This window comes from uncultured Roseibium sp. (assembly GCF_947496995.1).
Taxonomy (GTDB): domain Bacteria; phylum Pseudomonadota; class Alphaproteobacteria; order Rhizobiales; family Stappiaceae; genus Roseibium.
In genome coordinates this window covers 534,595-554,922 of record NZ_CANMFD010000004.1, presented here as the reverse complement: position 1 = coordinate 554,922, position 20,328 = coordinate 534,595, and the positions used below count along the sequence as shown (strand labels likewise).

At 56.9% G+C, this 20,328-nt stretch carries 18 protein-coding genes; 15 read left to right on the top strand and 3 right to left on the bottom strand.

The window, feature by feature from the left end; genetic code table 11:
* Nucleotides 1-109: 109 nt before the first annotated feature.
* The 3 genes from Q1B40_RS18550 to Q1B40_RS18540 form a co-directional block, all read right to left on the bottom strand.
* Nucleotides 110-2,830 (bottom strand): ATP-binding protein, encoded by a 2,721-nt coding sequence (locus Q1B40_RS18550; RefSeq protein WP_299817538.1) that lies wholly within the window; start codon nt 2,828-2,830, stop codon nt 110-112.
* A gap of 227 nt (nt 2,831-3,057) precedes the next feature.
* Entirely contained in the window at nt 3,058-3,411 is a 354-nt protein-coding gene (locus Q1B40_RS18545) for an Hpt domain-containing protein (RefSeq protein ID WP_299817536.1), read from the bottom strand.
* A gap of 720 nt (nt 3,412-4,131) precedes the next feature.
* Complete coding sequence (locus Q1B40_RS18540) at nt 4,132-4,518, bottom strand: RidA family protein (protein WP_299817534.1); 387 nt, start codon at nt 4,516-4,518, stop codon at nt 4,132-4,134.
* Nucleotides 4,519-4,588: 70 nt separating this feature from the next.
* Between Q1B40_RS18540 and Q1B40_RS18535 the strand changes: the two genes are divergently transcribed.
* The 15 genes from Q1B40_RS18535 to Q1B40_RS18465 all read left to right on the top strand — a co-directional run bounded on the left by Q1B40_RS18535 (nt 4,589) and on the right by Q1B40_RS18465 (nt 20,299).
* A complete protein-coding gene (locus tag Q1B40_RS18535; protein ID WP_299817778.1) occupies nt 4,589-5,119 on the top strand; it encodes an Lrp/AsnC family transcriptional regulator in 531 nt (176 codons plus the stop codon).
* A gap of 309 nt (nt 5,120-5,428) precedes the next feature.
* A complete protein-coding gene (locus tag Q1B40_RS18530; RefSeq protein ID WP_299817532.1) occupies nt 5,429-5,824 on the top strand; it encodes a hypothetical protein in 396 nt (131 codons plus the stop codon).
* A gap of 319 nt (nt 5,825-6,143) precedes the next feature.
* Complete coding sequence (locus tag Q1B40_RS18525; protein ID WP_299817530.1) at nt 6,144-7,700, top strand: hypothetical protein; 1,557 nt, start codon at nt 6,144-6,146, stop codon at nt 7,698-7,700.
* Nucleotides 7,701-7,779: 79 nt separating this feature from the next.
* The gene (locus Q1B40_RS18520; RefSeq protein ID WP_299817528.1) at nt 7,780-8,262 is read left to right on the top strand and encodes a hypothetical protein; all 483 of its coding nucleotides are present in this window, start codon (nt 7,780-7,782) and stop codon (nt 8,260-8,262) included.
* Nucleotides 8,234-9,814 (top strand): hypothetical protein, encoded by a 1,581-nt coding sequence (locus Q1B40_RS18515; protein WP_299817526.1) that lies wholly within the window; start codon nt 8,234-8,236, stop codon nt 9,812-9,814. The genes Q1B40_RS18520 and Q1B40_RS18515 overlap by 29 nt, the downstream gene beginning before the upstream one ends.
* Before the next feature lie 14 nt (nt 9,815-9,828).
* The gene (locus Q1B40_RS18510) at nt 9,829-10,293 is read left to right on the top strand and encodes a hypothetical protein (RefSeq protein WP_299817524.1); all 465 of its coding nucleotides are present in this window, start codon (nt 9,829-9,831) and stop codon (nt 10,291-10,293) included.
* Nucleotides 10,294-10,859: 566 nt separating this feature from the next.
* Nucleotides 10,860-11,087 carry a hypothetical protein gene (locus Q1B40_RS18505; protein ID WP_146048588.1) on the top strand — a complete coding sequence of 76 codons (228 nt, stop codon included), beginning with the start codon at nt 10,860-10,862 and terminating at the stop codon, nt 11,085-11,087.
* A complete protein-coding gene (locus Q1B40_RS18500; protein ID WP_299817517.1) occupies nt 11,087-12,790 on the top strand; it encodes a portal protein in 1,704 nt (567 codons plus the stop codon). The genes Q1B40_RS18505 and Q1B40_RS18500 overlap by 1 nt, the downstream gene beginning before the upstream one ends.
* Nucleotides 12,777-13,091, top strand: coding sequence for a hypothetical protein (locus Q1B40_RS18495; RefSeq protein WP_299817515.1), 315 nt, complete (start codon nt 12,777-12,779; stop codon nt 13,089-13,091). Before Q1B40_RS18500 ends, Q1B40_RS18495 begins: the two co-directional genes overlap by 14 nt.
* Nucleotides 13,091-13,975 carry a hypothetical protein gene (locus Q1B40_RS18490; RefSeq protein ID WP_299817513.1) on the top strand — a complete coding sequence of 295 codons (885 nt, stop codon included), beginning with the start codon at nt 13,091-13,093 and terminating at the stop codon, nt 13,973-13,975. Before Q1B40_RS18495 ends, Q1B40_RS18490 begins: the two co-directional genes overlap by 1 nt.
* A gap of 210 nt (nt 13,976-14,185) precedes the next feature.
* Nucleotides 14,186-15,001 carry a hypothetical protein gene (locus Q1B40_RS18485; RefSeq protein WP_299817511.1) on the top strand — a complete coding sequence of 272 codons (816 nt, stop codon included), beginning with the start codon at nt 14,186-14,188 and terminating at the stop codon, nt 14,999-15,001.
* Between the two features lie 808 nt (nt 15,002-15,809).
* Nucleotides 15,810-16,847, top strand: coding sequence for a hypothetical protein (locus Q1B40_RS18480; RefSeq protein WP_299817509.1), 1,038 nt, complete (start codon nt 15,810-15,812; stop codon nt 16,845-16,847).
* 72 nt (nt 16,848-16,919) lie between these two features.
* Nucleotides 16,920-17,258: a hypothetical protein gene (locus Q1B40_RS18475; RefSeq protein WP_299817507.1), complete on the top strand. Its 339-nt coding sequence runs from the start codon at nt 16,920-16,922 to the stop codon at nt 17,256-17,258.
* Nucleotides 17,259-17,282: 24 nt separating this feature from the next.
* Nucleotides 17,283-17,870 (top strand): hypothetical protein, encoded by a 588-nt coding sequence (locus tag Q1B40_RS18470; RefSeq protein ID WP_299817505.1) that lies wholly within the window; start codon nt 17,283-17,285, stop codon nt 17,868-17,870.
* A complete protein-coding gene (locus Q1B40_RS18465; RefSeq protein ID WP_299817503.1) occupies nt 17,867-20,299 on the top strand; it encodes a hypothetical protein in 2,433 nt (810 codons plus the stop codon). Before Q1B40_RS18470 ends, Q1B40_RS18465 begins: the two co-directional genes overlap by 4 nt.
* Nucleotides 20,300-20,328 lie beyond the last annotated feature (29 nt).

Genomic DNA, 20,328 nt, shown 5'->3' with positions numbered 1-20,328 from the left:
ATATACTTGGTTTATTTGCCGGTGTTAATTTGCTTTTTGCTTGAGATCTACCGGTACTATTGTCGATGGTGGCCTTCGTGCTTTGGCTGGTTTGAAGGCCGAAGCAAGGTCATGCCGCTCCTGCCGCGCGGGTTTTTATCTGTTTTATCTCTTCAACCAGCTTGGAAACCTTGGCGGCGAACTCGCCCGGGCGTGTCTTGGCCTTGATCAGCGTAGCGTCGACATGAATGTGCTGAACATTTTCATCCACCGCCGTCACCACCAGGATCTTGGTGCTTTCGGGGGCAGGAATGAACCGGATCAGGTCCAGTCCATCGCCGTCTTCGATCAGCCGGTCGAGGATAACGATGTCGAACTCCAGTTCGTCCAGCCGCTGCCTTGCCTCGGCAATCGTCCTGACATGAAGCAGATCAAGATCAGGCTCCAGACCGGTGGCAAGAACGGTGTGGAAATCGGTGTCGTCTTCCAGATGCAGGCCACGCAGCCGGGTGCCTGGCGGACTTGGCTGGTGATTTCCACCAAGACCGGCGGGTACCTGCAAGGGGAATTCCACCCAGAAGGTGGTTCCAGAGCCCAGCAGGCTGTCAAAACCGATCTGACCGTGCATCCCTTCGACGAAGCTTTTGGAGATATTCAGACCGAGGCCGGTGCCGCCCTCGCTCCTGGTTGCGCTGCCATCGGCCTGGGAGAAGGCCTGAAAGATGTGCTTCCTGAAGTTCTCGTCAATTCCCACTCCCTTGTCCACGACTTCGATCCTGCCCTTGCGCCTGGAAACCGTGGTCCGGATCGTGACTTTATCTCCTTCGTTGGAAAACTTCACCGCGTTTGAGATCAGGTTGCTCATGATCTGCTGAAATTTCGTGGAGTCCAGGGAGAGGAGGATTTCACTGTCCGCCAGCTCCGCATCAAGCTGAATACCGGCATCGACCGCGTAGCCCTGATTGAGCTCCAGGGCCTTTTCGATTTCGCCGTTGAGATCGAGGATCTTCATCTCGAACTTGGTCTTGTTCGCGCGCAGCTTTTCAAAGTCGAGTATTTCGTTGACGAGCTGGATCAGCCGTTCCGTGTTTTTTCGGGCCATGCCGATCAACTGGAACACTTTGGGCGGCAAGTCGTCCGGCGCCATGGTGTCGATCAGTGTCAGCGAGCCCCGGATGGAGGTAAGCGGCGTTCTCAATTCGTGGCTGACGGTGGAGACAAACTCCTTGCGCAAACGGTCTATTTCCTTGCGCTGACTGATGTCACGAATGACGCCGCTGAATTTTGTCGTGCCGTTGAGTTTGACCGCGTTGATTGAAAGTTCGATGGGGAAGACCCGGCCGGACTTGTCGACCGCCTCGAGTTCACGGGTGATATCGAGCGTTCTGCCCCCAAGTCCATCTCTGTAGCGCTTCAGATAGCCGTCATGGGGTTTCGCATCTTCCGGCTTCATGAGCGTCTTGATATTGCATCCGATAGCCTCGGACGCGGAATAACCGAACATGCGTTCGCAACTCGGATTGAACTGCTCAATCAGACCGTAGCCGTCGATGAGGATGAGACCATCGACGACATTGTTGACGATCGCCGACGCACGTGTCCGGCTCTCCATGAGTTCAGAATTTCGTTTTTGAATGGCGGATGCCAGTTCGCCGATTTCATCGTCTCGATCCGTGGGAAGGTATTCAAACCTGTCCTCGTCGCTGGAATGGCGGACGGCGTTGGCAAGATCGGAGAGCGGCTGCATCATGGAGCGGGTAAAAATGACCGCGAACAAGGTGCTGATCAATATGACGATGAGCCCGACAATCAGGACTTCGTTGCGGCTTTGCGTTGCCGCCGCGTACCAGTCTTTCTTGGGTACGATGACAATGACACCCAGATTGGCCGATGCCTGGGAAAAGTAGCTGGTGTTGCGGATGAAATATCCCACTTCATCCGCAGTATAGAACAACCCCCGGTCTTCGGCGGTTTCCTGAACCCGCCGCACGATGTCCGGCAGCGGGCGCGTCAGGTTGCCATTCATCTCCAGTCGGTAGACAGGCTGCTGCATGCCGAGGTTGTGTTCCATGAAATCGCCCCATCCGTTGACAACGATGGTATGTCGCTTCGGGTTGATTTCGGAAAAGGCGGATTGCAGCATCGTCTCGTAGTTGACGTTTATGACGAGAAAGCCGAACCGGTTCCCGTCCTCATCGTCTATCGGCATCATGCCGCGCAATGTCGCGATGTAGGCGCCGTCCTGCTGGCCGTATTCCCGGTTGTAGGAGATATCGGAAAAGACGACATCCCCGGAGGGCGCTTCGACCGCGAACTTGAAATAGGATTCCAGTTTCTTCTGTTGAAGCTCCTCGCTTCGCTTCACTTTCAATCCATACCGCGTCCGGTCGACACGCACGAGCTCCCGTCCGGCATCTTCCACGCCGATATACCGGAACTGGAAATACTCCGGCCGTCCGCGGAGGACGGCTTGAAAGATGGTTGCAAGGCGCGAGCGCCAGAGAGCGTCGGTGGAGCCATCCAGGGGATCGACGCCCTCGTTCTTCATGCTGCGGATCATGCCCTGGATTGGCGGCGTTTCGGCAATTGTCTTCAGGTCATTGGCGATCAGATGATAGTCGAAGCCGAACCTCTGAGAGAGCAGCTGGGCTTCGGTGGCGAGATGTATTTCCGCCAGTTGAAGGGTCTCGGATCTGATGCGGACGTAGGAAAGCGTGCCGATCGTAAGCGTGGACAGGGCGACGCAGAAGGCGGTGAGGATCAGCGTTCTTTTCTTGAGGCTGGAACGGATCTTGAGCTCATGGAATTCCGCGACAATCTTGCCGAGCAGGTTTTTGTTCTTGGATGACACGGCAAGCCTCTGTTTCATCTCTTGATCAACAAACCTGTGATCGAAATCGAATACAGATCGCAAAATTGATCGATTTTAAAACTCCGAGCATGTTCCTGATCTCGGTTTTCAGCGCAAAACCGCGCCTTTGGCGGAAAGCCCGCAGAAACGAGTAAATTCGGCGGGAAACGACACCATCAAACGCCGCTTCTGACGCTTCTTGCCGTTCTGCCGACCTTCGGCCCGGGTTACTTTCCCAGACGAGACGTTATCCAGTCCGGCTGACGCACTCCCTCGGCAAGCAACCGTTCGATGCGGTCGATAAGCTCCTGCACGGCATTCACCACCTGGTCGGTATCGGCTCCGACATCGACCAGTTTCTCTACTTCCTTGGCCGGCTCAGCCAGGTCCTCGCAGCCGAACAGTCCCGCGCCGCCGTTTATGCGATGGGCGATGTAGCGCACATTGTCGAAACCGGCGGGATCGCACCGGGTGTCGTGAATGGACGATATGCTCGAGGCGAGCTCGCCTTTGTCGGTGTCCAGACGCTGCTCAAATGCAGACACCATCTGCATTGCCCTGGATTTAAGCGCATGGTTCATCGCGTTGTCTCGTTTGTTGCATCTATAAGTGTCTATCTTAAGTATTAATATTCTTTTTAAGAGTAATTTATTGTTAAATATGCCGATACTATAAACTCTGATCTTCAAGTTCTTTGTATTTGTAATATTTCCCGGTTTTTTCGGTTGCTGCGTGTATTTCCAGTTTGCGGGGCGTGTCACCTCCTTGCGTAAATTTGAGAGAACTTGTTCTGGCTTGTTTCCGCGGAGTTGCCTTATGACGGGATGTTGTCGGTGCAATATTCAGACTTCTCGTCCAAAGCGGTGGGACGGTTTCCATGCAGGTGTCAGTGGCAGCGCTGGTCAGGGAAGCTGCAGTTGACGGCATGGCGACACGTTCGGCGATGACGGCGAATGATTGGGCTTCTACCTACAAGGGAAGGTTCTTGAGGCTCTCGGCTTTCTGATTTCCGGCCGTAATTTCCGCTCTTATGGTGCGACCGTGAGTGTCACGATCCCGTTCTGACCGACCTGCCTCACTCGGTCACGCGAGGATCTGTTGCCGTGTGCGAAAGAAAACTACCCTCGAACGCATAATCGGGCAGGTCGGTGATCCGTTTGACCGGAAAGGACTTTCTGAAAACCCAAGTCTAAACAGATGCTTCAGGAGGGCACCGGTGCTGGACAGGTTCGTCAAAACAGGCTTAAAACCGGTCCTATCAGGTTAACTTGGGAGAATGCGGTCAAGGCGCAGAACTGCTTTCAGGCAGCCGCGATCACCTCAATCTCGATCTTCCAGTCTTCCGAGAGCGTTTGCGCGACGATAGCAGTTGTCGGCACACGCCTTTCGCCAAGAGCAGCCAGGCGGGCCTGCTGATTTTGCGCCGCGTAGGCAGGGTCCCTCATGTAGGACGTTACGCGGACGATGTTGTCCGTCGTCATTTGCGCTTCCGAGAGAATGCGACGGATGTTCGACCAGACACAGGTGAGCTGTTCCTTCAGAGTGTCCGGAGCCGTACCGTCCGCCGTCAGGCCCATGGTGCCGCTCAGATAGAGGATGCGCTGCGCGCCGGTCAGTTCGATGGCGTGAACATAGTCGCCGGTGGCCGGATAGATGCCGCTCTCCGGATTGACAATTCTCTCTTCCATGCTGAATTTCCTTTTGGTTTTGTCTAATATTGCCGATCAAAACTCGGCAAGAATAGAGAAAGCAATCGGCATGGTCGGAAAAACAGACAAGAGTCGCCGAAACCAATCGGCTAAGCGCCCGCTGGATGCGTTCGACCGAAAAATCTTAAGCGCATTGACGCGGGATGCGCGGCAGACCAATGCCGAAATCGGCGAAAGTGTGGGCCTGTCGCCGCCGGCGGTCTTCGAACGGATCAAACGGTTGCGTGGAAGCGGTGTGATTTCATCCACTGCTGCCAGGCTGAATGGTGCAGCTGTCGGCAAACCGATGCTGACTTTTGTTCATGTGGATGCCGATGGATGGGGCAAGAGCCAGCGCGTGATGAAGCTGCGCGATTTTCCGGAAGTTGAAGAGATCCATTCCGTCGCAGGAGATACCTGTGTCGTCCTGAAGGTCCGGACCGCGGATCCGCAAGCGCTGGAGCATTTCCTGTCGCAGCTTTATGTGCTGCCGGGCGTGCGCGGGACAAAAAGCTATGTGGTCCTGTCGACTTACCTGGAGCGGCCGGTGCAGGCGGACGTCACCGAGGACTGGCCGGCGATACCTATGCCACCGGTATGAACAGGGTCAGCCCACCGGCCGGTATCTGTGAACCCGGGACGGTTGCGCCGTTGCTGAAAACAACGGCAGCGACAGGCTGATAGGGTTGTTGATGAGCTTTTGGGTTGCGACAAGAACAAAATAAGAACATTATCGCGAAGCAATGTCCGGCGCACTGTCCGGATGTTACCACAGAGCAGATTGGTTGAATTGAATTCAGGAAACGGCCCGAACGCATTTGCAATGCAACCGCGGCCCCGGGCGTCTTCCCGAAGCCATGAAGCCGTTCAAACGCAAGACGCTTCAGGCGATGGTCAAAGGAGCAGGATTATGATCCGTGCCTTCAAATTAAAATACGCGATCTTCGCTCTTTTGATCCTCGGGGCAGGGTATGTTCTGGGATATTTTTTCGGGAGTATGCAGCCGTCGCCAAGCTATATCGCGGATCTGCGAACCATGCCGCTTCTTATGAATTCTCCGGAAGATGTGTCCGAACTGGTCAGGAGCCATCTGCCTGATGATCCATATGAGGCATTCAAGATCGTCGCGAACTCGTCTGAGCAAATAAAAGCGTATTACAGCAAAGAATGTGAATGCGATTTAATCGTTCTGCAGAGATACGTAACAAGGCTTCCTCTGCCCGACAGAGAGTTGACTATTTATTTCAAGGTGAAAGATGGGAAACTTGATTTTGAAAGTGCAGATGTCGTGATCTGGTTCGTTTAGAAAATGGACAGTTAAATTTATTCCTTAAGACGTTAATCCGGCAATCAAGATCGAGCAAAGGTGCTGGAGCGCCTTGCCCGAGGATCACGTGCTCGAGCATGTCGATTTGAATGGAATTCGGGAAGTTGCTCGAACGCAATTGCGATGCAAACGCTGCCTCGGGCATCTTCGTGCTGCCATGAACCCCTTACACGCAACACGCTCCAAATCTTGAAAACCGGTGAGTTTTCCAGCGCTTCCGCGCTCTGGACACAATCATTTTCTGAACGACCTCAAGCATATTCTTACGGGTCCGTGACCAAACTTGAGAAGGTGTTAGATGGAAAAAATTGAAGTCGGTTACAACGCGATCGGCACGACTGGTAATCTGGCTCACCACAAGTTCATTCTTTACACGCGCGCGGATGGAAGCACATTCCAGATTCATGGCGGCGGTTCGAGAGATTACGGATACAGTCCGGTCGAAGAACTTGTCTCCAGCGGCGTGCCCGGTCTTGTCGGATTCGGGCATCTGTCGGCAAAAGTCTTCAAGTCTTCAGCCAAGCAACAGGAGAATGCACTTCTGGCTCCGCGGGAAGTCATTTTTGAGGGAGAGGATCTTTCCAGAACCTTCTTCAAGATGGCTGGAATGGCGCAGGGAATAGCCGAGCAGGAGAGCAAATATCACGCAGACTCGAATAACAGCAATACACTGGTCGACCGGATCGTGCAGTGGTCCGGAGGGCGGGCGCCGGATCTGGACGAAAAGCACTGGTCACCCGGCAGCCTTGACGATCAGGAGTTCGATCCGGAATTTTTTTCCAAGTTGCCGCCGATCCTTTGGGGGAAGGACACCTATTCCAAGCACAAGGATGTGGTCGGGCAGCTATTCAAAAATACCGAAGAGGATGCGGGTGAAGAGGTCCTCCAGATTGAGGGCGCTCTCGATCCCCTGGATACAGCGCAAGGAGAAACTGACGGAGATCAGGCCGTCATGAAAGAGGCCGGTCGTATCGACTGGGGGGCGACCGAAGAGCCCATTCGGCAGCGGCATGCCAATGAGCCCGCCCTGACGGCAGGCATCATCGCGGAACTGGCTTCGGCCAAGTCTTTGGGGAGTGCCTGGGAACAGGATTTCGCAACCAGATATGAGGACTATCTGGTCTTCGAACCTGCTTTGGAGAGCTCCGCGAGCGGTCTGGCGCCTGATGTTCCGTCCCTGCCTGACCGCACGGATATTTCCGGATCCTTTCCGAGTGCGAATGAGCTGGAACCAGGTTCGCTTATCGCGACCGGCAGCGGGCAAGAGCGGCAATCCTCCTACGATACTTACAGACAGCTTGGCGCCACGCCGGAAGAGGAGGCGGCGGCTGTCGATGAATACAAAGCGCTTTTGAAGAAAAGTTACGTCGATGTCGGCGGGCGGAGCAGGGCGGCGGAAGCGCTGGCGACCTGGAGGTTCGAGCAGAGCTGGGGCCTTTCGGCGTTCGTGCCGGAAGGGCAGGGAACTGTCGTGAAGCATCCGGTGGAAAAGATGTATCCGGATCCTGAAAAGGACGGCCATGGTTACGTGCGGAAAGATGCCGAAGCGGCGCTTGAAGCCCGGGGCATCCGGGCGGCCCGATGGTATCTTTCGCCGAACGAAAAATCCGGGTCCGACAAGAGCAAGGGCATGACCGATGACCAGGGGCTGGGGCCGCGCATGACCTTGTCCTATGACGATGAAAGTGGCGTGCGGCACACGGTAACGGACAGCTTTCAGGCAGATGTGCGCAGCGCGGTCAAAGGCAGGAGAGAGGCACGCGGCCGGATGCATCGGGCAGAGGCAGGGCATGCCGGGCCGGAATTGCCGAACGCGGCTGCGGATGTTGCACCCGCACCGGTTCCCGCACCTTGACCGGAACCGTGCCCTGGAGGGGACGGGGAGGCTGCCAGCCAGAATTTTCACCTTAAAAACGGAATGAAGGAAGGCAGGAATGCCGACACCGGAACGTGATGCGCCGGCTCTGAAGTGGCCAACCAGGGCCACGCGGCGCAGGGCGTGTGAGGCGCTGTGTGCGCATATTGCCGCCGGATATTCGATCGACAGTTTTCCCGGCGCCGACAGGACGGCCATTCGCTATTACGCGGAGCAGTTTCCGGAAGACTTCCCGCCCGAGAAACTTGAGGAAGCCATGCGGCTCGGTTTGCTGGAATGGGAAAAGATCGGCAAGGAAGGTGCCAAGGGGGACCTTGCTAAATTCAATGCCAGCGCCTGGACCTTCACGATGAAAAACCGCGCCGGCTGGCGGGACCGGTCCGAGGCTGACACCCGAGACAATCCGTTGGCGCCGGGCGAGGCCAAGAGAAATGAGAATTTCAAGCCGCGCAGCTCGGAGGAAATTGCTCTGGGCGTTCTTGCCCTTCTGACCGCAAAGGATATGCCGACGGATGGCAACGGCTCTCAAGACGCTGATTGATCATATCGACAAGATGGCCGCGCCGGATCGCGTCGCCCTGCAAAAACAACTGGATGAGGCAGGCGTTCTTGAGCAGTTCGCTATCTGGCGTCCACAGCCGGGGCCGCAGACAGAGGGGTATTTCTGCGAAGCCGATCTGACGCTTTACGGCGGTGCCGCGGGCGGCGGCAAGACGGATCTGATCGCCGGACTGGCGCTTTTCGCCCATCACAAGACGGCAATCTTCCGCCAGTCGCTGAAATCCCTCAAGGGCTTGATCGAGCGGATGAATACGCTGTTGCGGCAGGCAGGTATGGGCAAGATCTCCGGCAATCCGCCGAGATGGGTGGGGCCGGATGAACGTATCATCGAATTCGGACATCTGGGCCTGCCGGGTTCGGAAGAGGACTGGCAGGGGCGCGATCATGACTTCAAGGCATTTGACGAAGGCGCGCAGATGGATCCGCGCAAGATCCTCTTCGTGCTTGGCTGGCTGCGCTCCGCACGGAAGGGGCAGCGCTGCCGCGGCCTGATTGCCACCAATCCGCCGCTGGGCGGGCAGGGTGACTTTCTGAGCGACTGGTTCGCTCCCTGGCTGGACCCGATGCATCCGCTTTACGGCAGGGTGAAACCCGGTGAGCTGCTCTGGGCCGTCTTCATCGACGACGGCGACGCCGTTCGCACTGTCTGGGTGGATGGGCCCGAACCGGTCAAGATCGAGGGCGAGATCCGCACTCCCAAAAGCCGGACTTTCATCCCGGCAAGGCGCGGCGACAACAAGTATCTGGGCACCGACTACGACGCCCAGCTCGACCAGATGCCGGAGCCGATGCGGACGGCCTTGAAGACCGGCGATTTCCTCGCTGCGCGCCAGGACCATGACTGGCAGGTGATCCCGTCAGACTGGTTGGACCTGGCCTTTCAACGCTATGACGAAGGTGTGGATGCCGACCAGCCCATGGATGTGCTCGCCGTCGACGTGGCGCAGGGCGGCAAGGACAAGACCGTTCTGCAGCCGCTGCACGGACGGAGGTTCGAGCAGAATATCGTGGCGAAAGGATCAGATACCAGGGACGGCGCGGATGTCGGTTCGCTGATCATCCGGGAGCGGCGGGACAACGCGCTGATCGTGGTGGACTGCACCGGCGGTTGGGGCGGCGATACGGTTGGATTCCTTCAAAGGGAAAACAGTGTCCCGGTCGAAAAATGCGTGTTTTCCGCACATTCGGGAGAGTGCGCGAAGGACAGCAGGATCCCTTTCTATAATCTTCGTGCGCAGCTTTACTGGCGGTTGCGCGAGGCGCTGCATCCGAAAAGCGGCATGGGGTTGGCGATCAAATGCACGTCGACCGTCAAGGCGCAGCTCACCGCGCATCGCTGGAAGATGAAAGGCGGTAGGATCCTGATCGAGAGTAAGGAAGAGATCAGGGAACGGCTCGGTTCGTCCCCGGACGAAGCCGATGCGATTGTCGAGGCTTTGGGATGGAAGGAAAAGGCGGAACTGAAGAAGGTGCTGAAGACCTCAAACCGGGCGGGGATGGCACCACTGTCCGATCCCCTGGAAGGCTTTTGATCAAGGATCTGTGCGTGCGTGACGCCAGTTTCATCGCCGCCAACATGCGGGTGGAGGATTTCCGGGAAATCGCCTGTCTCTGGAAGGACTGGGACACACGGGCGCTCGGGCTCTGCGCCCTGGAAACGGCCGTCCCGGGTATGGTCTGGTCGATCTGGTATGACGGTCAGCCGGCAGCGGCTTACGGTTTCAGCCGGGCTTCGGCCTTCGATCCCGAGCATTGGCAGGCCTGGGCTTTCGGGACGCGGCGGTTCAGGCGCTGCGTGCCGATGATGACCCGGCACTTCGTCGACCTCCGCCAACAGATAGAACGCGAATGCCGCCGCCTTCAGGTGATCTCACTGGTGGATCATGACATCGCGCATGGCTGGATCGAGGCGCTGGGCGCCCAAAAGGAGGGTCGGCTGCGGTCCTACGGCCGGGGAGGCGAGGATTTTTATGTTTATGGCTGGGTGCGGGAAGCAGCATCTCAGTCTTAAAAACGAGATGAATGCTGAAAATTCATGAAGATGCTTCGGTCTGGTTCTGTCTGTCACACAGCTCGGAATGGTACCGTCTACACCTTGCGCTGCAGGTCCGCTGACGGCTCACTGAGACGTCTCGGTTTCCCTGAAACCGATCAGTTCTTTTTTCTGATCTCAGCGGCTCTGCAGCATCGATCTGCCGAGGGAAAAATGCCTGCCGCGGTAATGTTTGCAGGTGCCATTCGGAGCAATCAAGAAACATCGTCCGAAAGCGCATAAAGATGCGAAGACGGAATGCGGTTGTTTGACAAGTTCTTATTCAAAAGTTGTGTCTAAACAGCAGCTTCAGACGAATTCAGTTGCTGGACGGTTCGTCAATTCGTGGCTAAAACAGTCCTCATACCGATAGCTTGAACAAGTGTAGCCAGCGCAGCGCGGTCAGCGCTTCAGCCTGTTTCCGCATCTTGCATGTCGAAACCACAGAGAGGCTGGCTCTCCGGGGGGCGGCAAGCCATGCGCTGTCGCAGGACCAGGCCCGTTCACCTTCGAAAAAAATCAATCAACTCAGAAAGGGACCACTCATGTGCATGTTTGGTGGGGGCGGCTCGAAGCAGCCTGACCCGGAACCGACGCCACCGCCGCCGCGCGAGCCCGATCCGCAGCGGCAGGCCCGGAACCTGCAGGAAAACAACCGGCGCCGCCGGGCCGCTGCCTATGGTACGCGGGCAACCAACCTGACCAGCCCGCTGGGTGTTGCCGATTACGGCAGCGCCTCCCGGCCTGGCGTAACGCTTCTGGGGCGGGCCTGATGGGCATTGTCGACGATCTGAAAACGGAACTGCAGTCCGCGCGCGCCGAGCGCCAATGGTATGAAGCCGACTGGCAGGAATATGTGACTTACACGGCGCCCGACATGGAGCGGGGGTTCAACCGGCCGGGCGGGGTGACCGCACCGGACGGAATGAGCGCCTTGAGGCATTCAGCGGCGCGCGAGCGTTCCCGCAAACTCTACGATCCGACGGCGGTCTGGTTGCTGGATCGCCTGGCCTCCGGCGTCGGCTCGCTGACCATGCCGGAAGGCTTTGCCTGGCATGGGGTCGGGTTCGGTGATCCTTTCGCGCCACCGCCGTCGCAGGTCGATGAAGAGTTCTTCGAGCTGGTGCGCGATCACCTCTTCCGCGTGCGTTATTCCGCCCGGTCCGGCTTTGCGCTCGCCAACCGTTCGCGGCTTCTGTCGACGGTGAAGCTTGGCACAGGCGTTCTCTTCCCGATCGAGAACGAGGACAATCTGGCCGATATCCGTACGCCGGTTCAGTACCGCTATGTGCCGCTCTACGAAATCTATCTGATCGTCGATGCGCAGGGGAACGATTGCGGGTTCTTCCGGGTGCGCATGTTGAAGGCCTGGCAGGCGGTGAAGGAATACGGCGGCAACGTTTCGGAAAAGGTGAAGGAAGAAGCCGGAGATCCGAAGCGCAAGAACACCGAGCACGCTTTCGTGCATGCGTGTTTCCTGCGAGAAGGCGGTCATGCACAGGCGGGGGACGTCCGGAAATCCCGCTATGAAAGCCTGCATTTCGAGGAAGAGAGCAAACATATCTGCCGGCGGGGCGGGTTCTTCGAATATCCGCTGGTGATCAGCCGCTGGGACCGGGACGGATTGTCGCCCTACGGGTCGCCACCGCAGGCAAAGCTGATGAGCGATATCAAGAGCCTGCAGAGCCTTGCCCGGGACGGGTTGATCGCAAGCTCACAGGCAGTGCGGCCGCCGATCGCAACGCATGCGCAGGAGCGCCAGCTCGATCTCAATCCGGGCCGGACAAATCCCGGTCTGATCGATGAACAGGGGCGGCCGTTGTTCCGGCCGATGATCGATACGGTCAATCCGGGCGCGGCCGACGCGCAGATCGAGAATATCCGTGAAAAATTGCGTGTCGGGCTCTATGGGGACCTCTGGCAGACGCTACTTCAGGGCAACGGCAGAACGGCAACAGAGGCCAATATCCGCCGCAAGGAAATGGCCGACATGATCGGGCCGTTCTCCACGAACATCATGGCGGGTAACGATGCCCTGTTCGAGCGGGAGATCGGCATTCTGGGCCGGCGGGGGGCGTTCGCTCCGGGATCTCCCCTGGCACCGCCGGAGAGTGTTCTCGAAAGCGATGTCACGCTGACCTCGACAGCGCCCATCGACCAGATGCGCGAGGCCGGGCATTTCGAGGCGATCATGGGCTTCCAGGACTATCTGGGTGTAGCCGCCGGTGCCGATCCGTCCATTCTGGATTTGCATGATCGTGAAGAAGAATACGACCTGACGCGGCGCGCATTGGGCCTGCCGGCGAAGCTGAAACGCCGCCCGGAGGAAGTGGAGGCGCTGCGTCAGGACCGGGCTGCGCAGCAGAAACAGCAACAGCAGCTTGCCGCAGGCGAAAGCATGGCACGGATGGCGAAGGACGGAACACCATTGTTGAAAGCCATCGGCGGGCAGGAGGGGCTGGATGGTCTGGCATAGCCTGAAACGGGTCGCACGGCGGCGGCGGGACAGGGTGGCAGAGATTGAACGGGCCTACCGGTCCGTTTTTTTGTGCCGGGAAGGTGAAACGGTGCTGGCGGACCTGGCTGCGGAATGCGGGATCTATCAGGCGCCGCCTTCCAGTCTCGAACCGCGTGCAAGCGGTTACCTGGACGGACGCAAGGCGCTTTATGCCCGCATCCTTGCCATGATCCGAATTTCGCCGGAAGAACATGCCGCACTGCAGGAAGCCGCTCGGCTGGAAGCCCTGCCAGATTTTGAAACGGATGAGGATTTTTGATGATCGACGGCGAAATTGACGTGAGCGAGAGCCTTGAAGCGGGGCAGGGCATGGACCCGGAGAATACCGGGTTCCTGTCCGCGCTGAGCGATGAGGACAAGGTTCTCGCATCCGAAAACGGCTGGCGGGGCGTCGGGAATATTCTGGAAAGCTACCGTTCGCTGCAAGAGCAGCTTTCCGGGTCGCTGACTGTTCCGGACAAGACGGCCAGTGCTGAAGAGAAAGCGGCGTTTTACGCGGATATCTCCAGGAACTGGACGCCGAATGAGGGGTATCAGTTCAAATTGCCCGACGCGTTGCCGGAGAACTTTCCCTACGATCAGTCCTTTGCCGAGGAGGCGGGAGGATGGTTTCAGGAAGCGGGGCTTCACCCGGACGCCGCGCAAGCGCTGCATGATCGATGGGTCGGCAAGATGGCCGGGCAGTTTGCTTCCCATCAGGAAACGGCCCGTGAGGCCTCATTGAAACAGACAGAAGCTGCGGAAGCGGCGCATCTGGCGCTGGTGAAGGAATATGGAGAGCCGGACAGCGACGGCTACCAGAACGTGGTTGCCAAGGCGGACAGGGCAATGAGCGGCCTGCAGTCGGCGGGTGTAGACCTTACGAGCTGGTTCTCGGAAAAGGGCGCTTTGACGGAAGCCGGAAAAGACGGCCTGCAGAAGGTGATCGATCCGGTCGCAGTCAAACTGCTTGCTTTTGTGCACGACAGTGCTTTTGCCGAGGACGGTTTGAGCGGGCTTGGCGAAGGTCCCGGCGGAGCAAATCCGTTCGACAAGGACAATCCCAATCTCAGGCTGCAATCGGAAATGCTGGAAAGCAATCCTGTACGCGCGCGCCAGCTGATCGTCTCCGCGGGCCGCAATCCGGATCTTTTCCGGGTTTAAGAGATTGCTGTTTCATGAAATCGCGTACCGATTTCCCCGTCTAATCCGTGTGGACCCTGGTCAAAATTTTGAAGTTGAAACTGGAACGAAAAGTGAACATATTTCCGGGTAAGGAAGCCTGACAGCAGGCGTATCGCAAGGGCGGAAAACTTCCGTCGAGGCGGTGAGCGGTTTGAACGGGATAGTGCGTTCGATGATTGGAGTGACCAGATGATAGCGAAGCGTATATTTTTTACAATTCTTAACACCGGGTTCCCGTATCTAGCCAATGTTATTTTTCTGAACGAGAGTAAAACCAATTTTATAATTTCTGGAGTTGCAATACTTCTGTTATTTTTCGGCCAGAATGATTTGTTCTTTGGAAGATATTATATTGATTTTTCTGTAATATTTTTGCTTTCTGTTATATTTTTATTTTTTATTCACTCCATTTATCGTTTGTGGAGTACATCTTCTGATGTTTCCCTAACCCGGTCGAAGGTTTGTTTGTCCGTTGTCTTGTTTTCTGTATTTCACCTGCTTTTCGTCGTGCTGCCAGTTGCTCCGGAGACGAACCGGATTGAATCGAATGGACTGCGACCGGTTCTGAAGCCTGGAAATATTGTTGTCAGTGAAAAGGCAGACTCGGGTCGCAGTGGTGATTTCATTCTTTTTACGAGTTCTGGCCAACAGAGAAAATTGGGATTTGTGGTCGCTGAGAATGTTGAATACGTAGGGGTTAGCGGTGAATTTCCCGCATATTGCGATCAAGGTGGTTGTTATATTCTGAAAAGCTTTTGTCCACTTGAGAAGGTGAACACAAACAAGCAAGCCATCACGAAATTCGATGAGCGGCGGGGACTGCTTGTTGTCACCAGTTTCGACCGTTCCGCTTTAACTTTTCAAAGCGAGCGCGAAATATTTCGGTACCTCATAAATAAAGAGGCCGTTTTCGGAAAAGTCGTTGGGGTGGTGGTGCCGGAGTCTTTTGTTTCGGGCGTTGTGCCTATTGACCAGGTCGTGAACCTGGAATGCAATTTGAGGTAAAAGATGTTCGGAAATTTCCTTATCAATCAAGCGAGAAAGCAAGTCGGTAAAGCACTTGGGAAAGCACCCTTTGATGGTTCTGTAAATGTAGACGGATTATTATTCTGGTGAGCGCGTTTCCGGGTTTCATCCGAGCTGGGAGAGACTTTACGGGAGCGACAGGCCACCCGTTTTCATGCCAGAGCAAAGAGAATTTCTCAAGGACTTGTCAAAACGAGACCTACCGGGCGACCGAACTTCTCTCGAGCATGATCCCCGCAAAAGCGCCAATCCGTTCGATATCAGGAAGCCGGACCTCAAATTGCTGGCCGCATTATTGAAACGTACTCCAGCGCTTGCGGAGCAACTGATTGTATCGGCAGGCCGCGATCCGAGGATGTTCGGGCTTTGAAAGCTCAAGAGCATGTCGCCTGAATTAAATTGAGGAGGCCGCCGCACGCATTTGCAATGCAAATTCTGCCTTTGGCGTCTTCCTGAACCCGGCCACCCGCCTAGACATAACACGCTCGAGAACGGTTTCCGTGGTTTTCAGTTTACCGTTGCTTCCCGTGCACCCCGGCCTTGCGCCGGGGTTTTGCTTTCATCCGGCGCATGGCTCCGGACAAGAGAGCTGAAGCTGCTGACACGCAATCCATACAGATTGGAACGGGGTTTCCCGGTTCCTGATTGCGCTGTGTCCGGCCGGAATACGGCAGCAGCAGCATTCCTGCACTCAATTCCAGTGCAAACCGCGGTGGGCCTTGTACGCCACCCGTCTTTCCCGGTGCGGCCGGAAATTCTCATAACAACTTCAACTCAAGGAAAATCCATGACTTCTGCAATTTCTGACATCGTCGTGCCGCGTGTCTTTACGCCTTACATGGCGGAGAACAAGCCGGCAAAGCTGGTCATGCTGGAAAAATCCGGCATCCTGGCGGCGCCGGCACCGGAGATCGCCAAGCGCTTCAAGACCGGCGGCAACCAGATCGAGGTGCCCTACTGGGAAGATCTGGACGATGCCGAACCGACGGTGATGGACGACAGCGACAACAAGATCACCACCAGCAAGATCACCGCCAGCGACATGAAGGCCTACAAGCATCGTCTTGCCAAGAAATACGGTGCCAAGACCGTGGCGAGTTATGCCGCGACGGGCAGGGGCGACAGCGCCATGAACCGGGTTGCCGAACGGATTGGCGCCTATTGGGGCCGGCGCAAGGAAGAGCGGATCATTGCCACCGCCGAAGGCGTGATCGCGGACAATGTGGCCAATGATGGTGGCGACATGGTGTATTCGATCTATTCCGATGTGGGGTCACCCACGGGGGCCAACCGGATCAGCTACCAGGCGATCAACCGGGCCCGGCTGACGATGGGTGAGAACCTCGACGATCTGCGTGTTATCGCCATGCACAGCTTCGTTTACGGTACGCTTCTGGATGATGAAAAGATCGAGTTCAAGAAGCCCTCCGAGGCTCCTTTCGAGGTGCCCTATTATGCGGGCATGATGGTTGTTCATTCCGAAATGATGCCCGTGACTGCGGGTGCGAATTCCGATGAATATTCCTGCTTCCTTTTTGCTCCGGGCGCTTTCATGCATTTTGACGAAGTCCCGAACCGGCAGACGATCTACGGCAATGAAGGTACGGAAATCACCCGCGATCCGGACATCGGCGACGGCGGTGGCGCTGACTATCTGACCACGCGGCGTTTTGAACTGATCCACCCGGCCGGCATGGATTTCCTGGCCAGCTCCCTTGCCAAATCCCAGGGCGCGTCGCTGGCGGAACTGCGCAATGCGGCGAACTGGGACCGGAAGTACACCCGCAAGAATGTGAAATTCGCCTGCCTGAAGGTGAATATCTAATTCCTGCTGCGAGGTATCGAATTTTCAGGGGTGGCTTCGGCCGCCCTTTTTCTTTGCGGGAAGGGGTTTGAAATGGACGAAATCATCATGCGGCGCCTGAAGCATCTGCAGACGCTTGAAGAAAATCACGAGTCGGATTTCCAGGCGCGTTGCGGTGACGGGAGAAGCAGCCCGGAAGAAAGACGCGCGGACCTGCGTGATGCGCTTTCCGCCGACTGGAACCGCAAACGCAAGACATCCGCCTCGCCAATGCCACCCAAAGCGCTCCCCAACGGCTGGCGCAAGGAGCACTGGAAGACGCAACAGGCGATGGCGGCTCACTATGCCGGTGTTACGACGGCCAACAAAAATGAAGCCGTTGAGGCACTCACAGCCTACGAGGCCCAATTTGCCGGAAATGCGGCAGCCTGATTTAAAAAAATAGAAAGCGTTTACATGTCCGGTACGGTCAACACATCCGTCGAGATGGCAAATCTTGCGCTTGCGCATTTGAAAGAGGCGCCGATCCGCGATTTTGATTTTTCCTCCGTCGCCTCCCGCTGGTTCCGTAATCATTACGCCGCCCACCGGGATGCGTACCTCGCCATGCATGACTGGGACTTCGCTACGGAACTTGTGAACCTGCCGGCGGAGACGGACAGGCCTCCCTTCCGCTGGACCTATCAGTACAGGAAGCCATCCGACAGCTTGCGCATACCACAACAGACCGTGAATGGTGAGGCAGGAGGCAGCATCATCGAGTTTGAAGTGGTCGGACAGCGGATCATGACCGATCAGCCACCGCCATTTCCGCTTCGTCATATCCGGCGGGTGATCCGCGAGGCCGAGTTTGCTCCTCTGTTTGTGCACGGCTTCTCGCTGTTCCTGGCAGCGGGCTGCGCTCATGCGATCACCGGCAAGAACAGTCGGGCAGAGGTCCTGCGTCAGGCGGCGCGGGAGACCTTCGACCAAGCTGGAACCTTCGACGCCATGCAAGGCACGTCCCTGCCCATGATTGACCTGGAAATAATCACAGACCGATGAGCTATCACCTTCAAGCAACGTTCAGCCGGGGCGAACTGGACCCCGAGTTGATTTACCGTTCGGATCTCGAACTTTTCCGCTCGTCTCTCGCGGAGTGCCGGAATTTCATCACGCTCAAGCGCGGCGGGCTGCGCCGGCGGGGTGGAACCAGGTTCATTGCGGAGCTCAAGAACAGTGCGGACAGCGGCTGGCTGATACCGTTCGAGTTCGGCAACGGCCAGTACTACATGCTGGAGTTCGGAGACTATTTCTTCCGGGTTTATACCCGTTCGGGCCGTGTCGGCACCGTGGAGGTGGCGACACCCTACAGCAAGACAGTGTTGCCGGAGTTGAAGTTCGTGCAGTCCACCGACACGCTGTTCATCACAGGTGGCGGTGTGCCGCCGCAGGCTCTGCAGCGCCTGGGTGAGACTTCATGGGCGATGGCACCGATGTCCTTCAAGGACGGCCCCTTTCTGGAGGTCAACATTTCGCCGACCAATCTGAAGCCTTCGGGCACCGGGAACCCGGTCCCTGACATGTCTTCCAACTCGGCGCCGAGCGGAACTGTTTCGGCCTCCAACGGCAGCGCAAGCGCATGGCAGGTGTTCAACCGTTCGGAAGGTAAAACTGTTCTGTCCGGCAGCGGGAACGGCTGGGTGCAGTATCACTTTCCAGGCGCGGTGGTGATCGACGGCTACATGCTGCAAGCGCCCGATGACAACAGCCAGAACGACGACATGCCCTGGCAATGGAACATCGAGGCGTCGAACAACGGATCGAGCTGGACTATTCTGGATACCCAGGACGGGCAGGACACATGGGCTTCGAACGAATGGCGGCAATATGCCTTTCACAACGAAACCGCCTTTTCCTATTACAGGCTGAGCTTCACTCAGGGTGGTGGCTCCAGTTCGGACAATTCGGCGATCGGACAGATTGTCTACCACCAGGCGGGAGAAGATCAGGCGCCGTTCAACCTGACTGCATCGAGCACGGCAGGCATTAACGGTGGAGCCGGGTTCAAGACCTCTGACGTCGGCAGACATGTGCGTTTTCGCGGGTCCGACGGATTCTGGCGCTGGTTCAAGATCACCAGCCGGACATCTTCCACCGTGGTGAAGGTCCAGCTTTTCGGACAGTCGCTTCAGGATATAAAGGCCCAGAGTATCTGGCGACTTGGAGCATGGTCCGAAACCACCGGCTGGCCGGAAACCGTCGGCTGGCACAAAAGCCGTCTTGCCTTTGCCGGAACCCAGCATGAGCCACAGAAAATATGGGAAAGCCAGACGGAGGACTTCACCAATTTTTCTGTTTCCCACGTTCTGGATGCATCGGACGCAGTGACCGCCGGCATATTGTCCGGGCAAGTGAACCGCATTCAGTGGCTCATTGACGACAGTGACCTTATCGTTGGTACCACAAGAGCTGTACGGGCCGTTGGCAAGGCGACCGACCAGGATCCATACGGGCCGGAGAATGTCGATCAGCGACCGGAAACCAATTTCGGGGCCAACAATGTCAGCCCAATCAAGGTCGGTTCAGTTCTGCTCTATTTTGGCCCGTATGCGACCGATATGCGGGAAATGGCTTACGATTTCGGAGCGGATGGCAGGGTTTCGCAATCGGTGAGCGAGGTGCAGTCGCATCTCTTTCGTGAGCGTATTTCCGGAGCCTGCTATCAGCAATATCCCGACAGCATCATCTGGGCCTGGGATATGCAGGGACATGCAATCGGCTTTACCTACGAGCGGCAGCAGCAGGTTTACGGCATGCAGCGTCATGACTTTGGCGGCATGGTGGAATGCATGGCCGATCTGGCCGGAGCCGGGGCGGATGAAGTCTGGATGATCGTCAAGCGGACCATCAACGGTCAGACGAAGCGCTATATCGAGATCATGCAGCGGCCCTTTTCGGCAGGCGCTATCGAAGATGCCTGGCATCTGGACTGTGCCAGCCGTTATGAAGGTCCCCCCGCGAACACGATTACCGGCCTGGACTATCTGGAAGGAGAGGATGTTGTTCTCTACGCGGACGGGACGGATTATCGCGCGCGCGTGTCCGACGGCGAGGCGAGACTGCCCAACGGGCAGACCGCGCAAAAGATCCTGATCGGACTGGATGTAAAGGCGAGAGCCAAAACGCTGCCTTTTCCGGTCAATGCCCAGGACGGATCGGCCATGGGCCGAAAAATGCGGATCGACAGTTGCAATGTCGCAGTTCTGGAAACCGGGACGTTGAAAGCGGGCTCCGACGAAACCTATCTGGACGAGCTGATCTATTATCGGGCAGGCGATCCTGTGGGGCAGCCGGCACCGCTGCGCACGGGCGTGCTCGATCAAACAATCGAAACCCGATGGGAAGACGGGGGGCAACTGACGCTTGAAGCCGGCGGCGGCAAACCCTGCACCATCCTGGCCATCAATTTCGGCCGAGACGCGGAGCCTTGAACCATGTGTCATCCAGCAATTTTAACGGC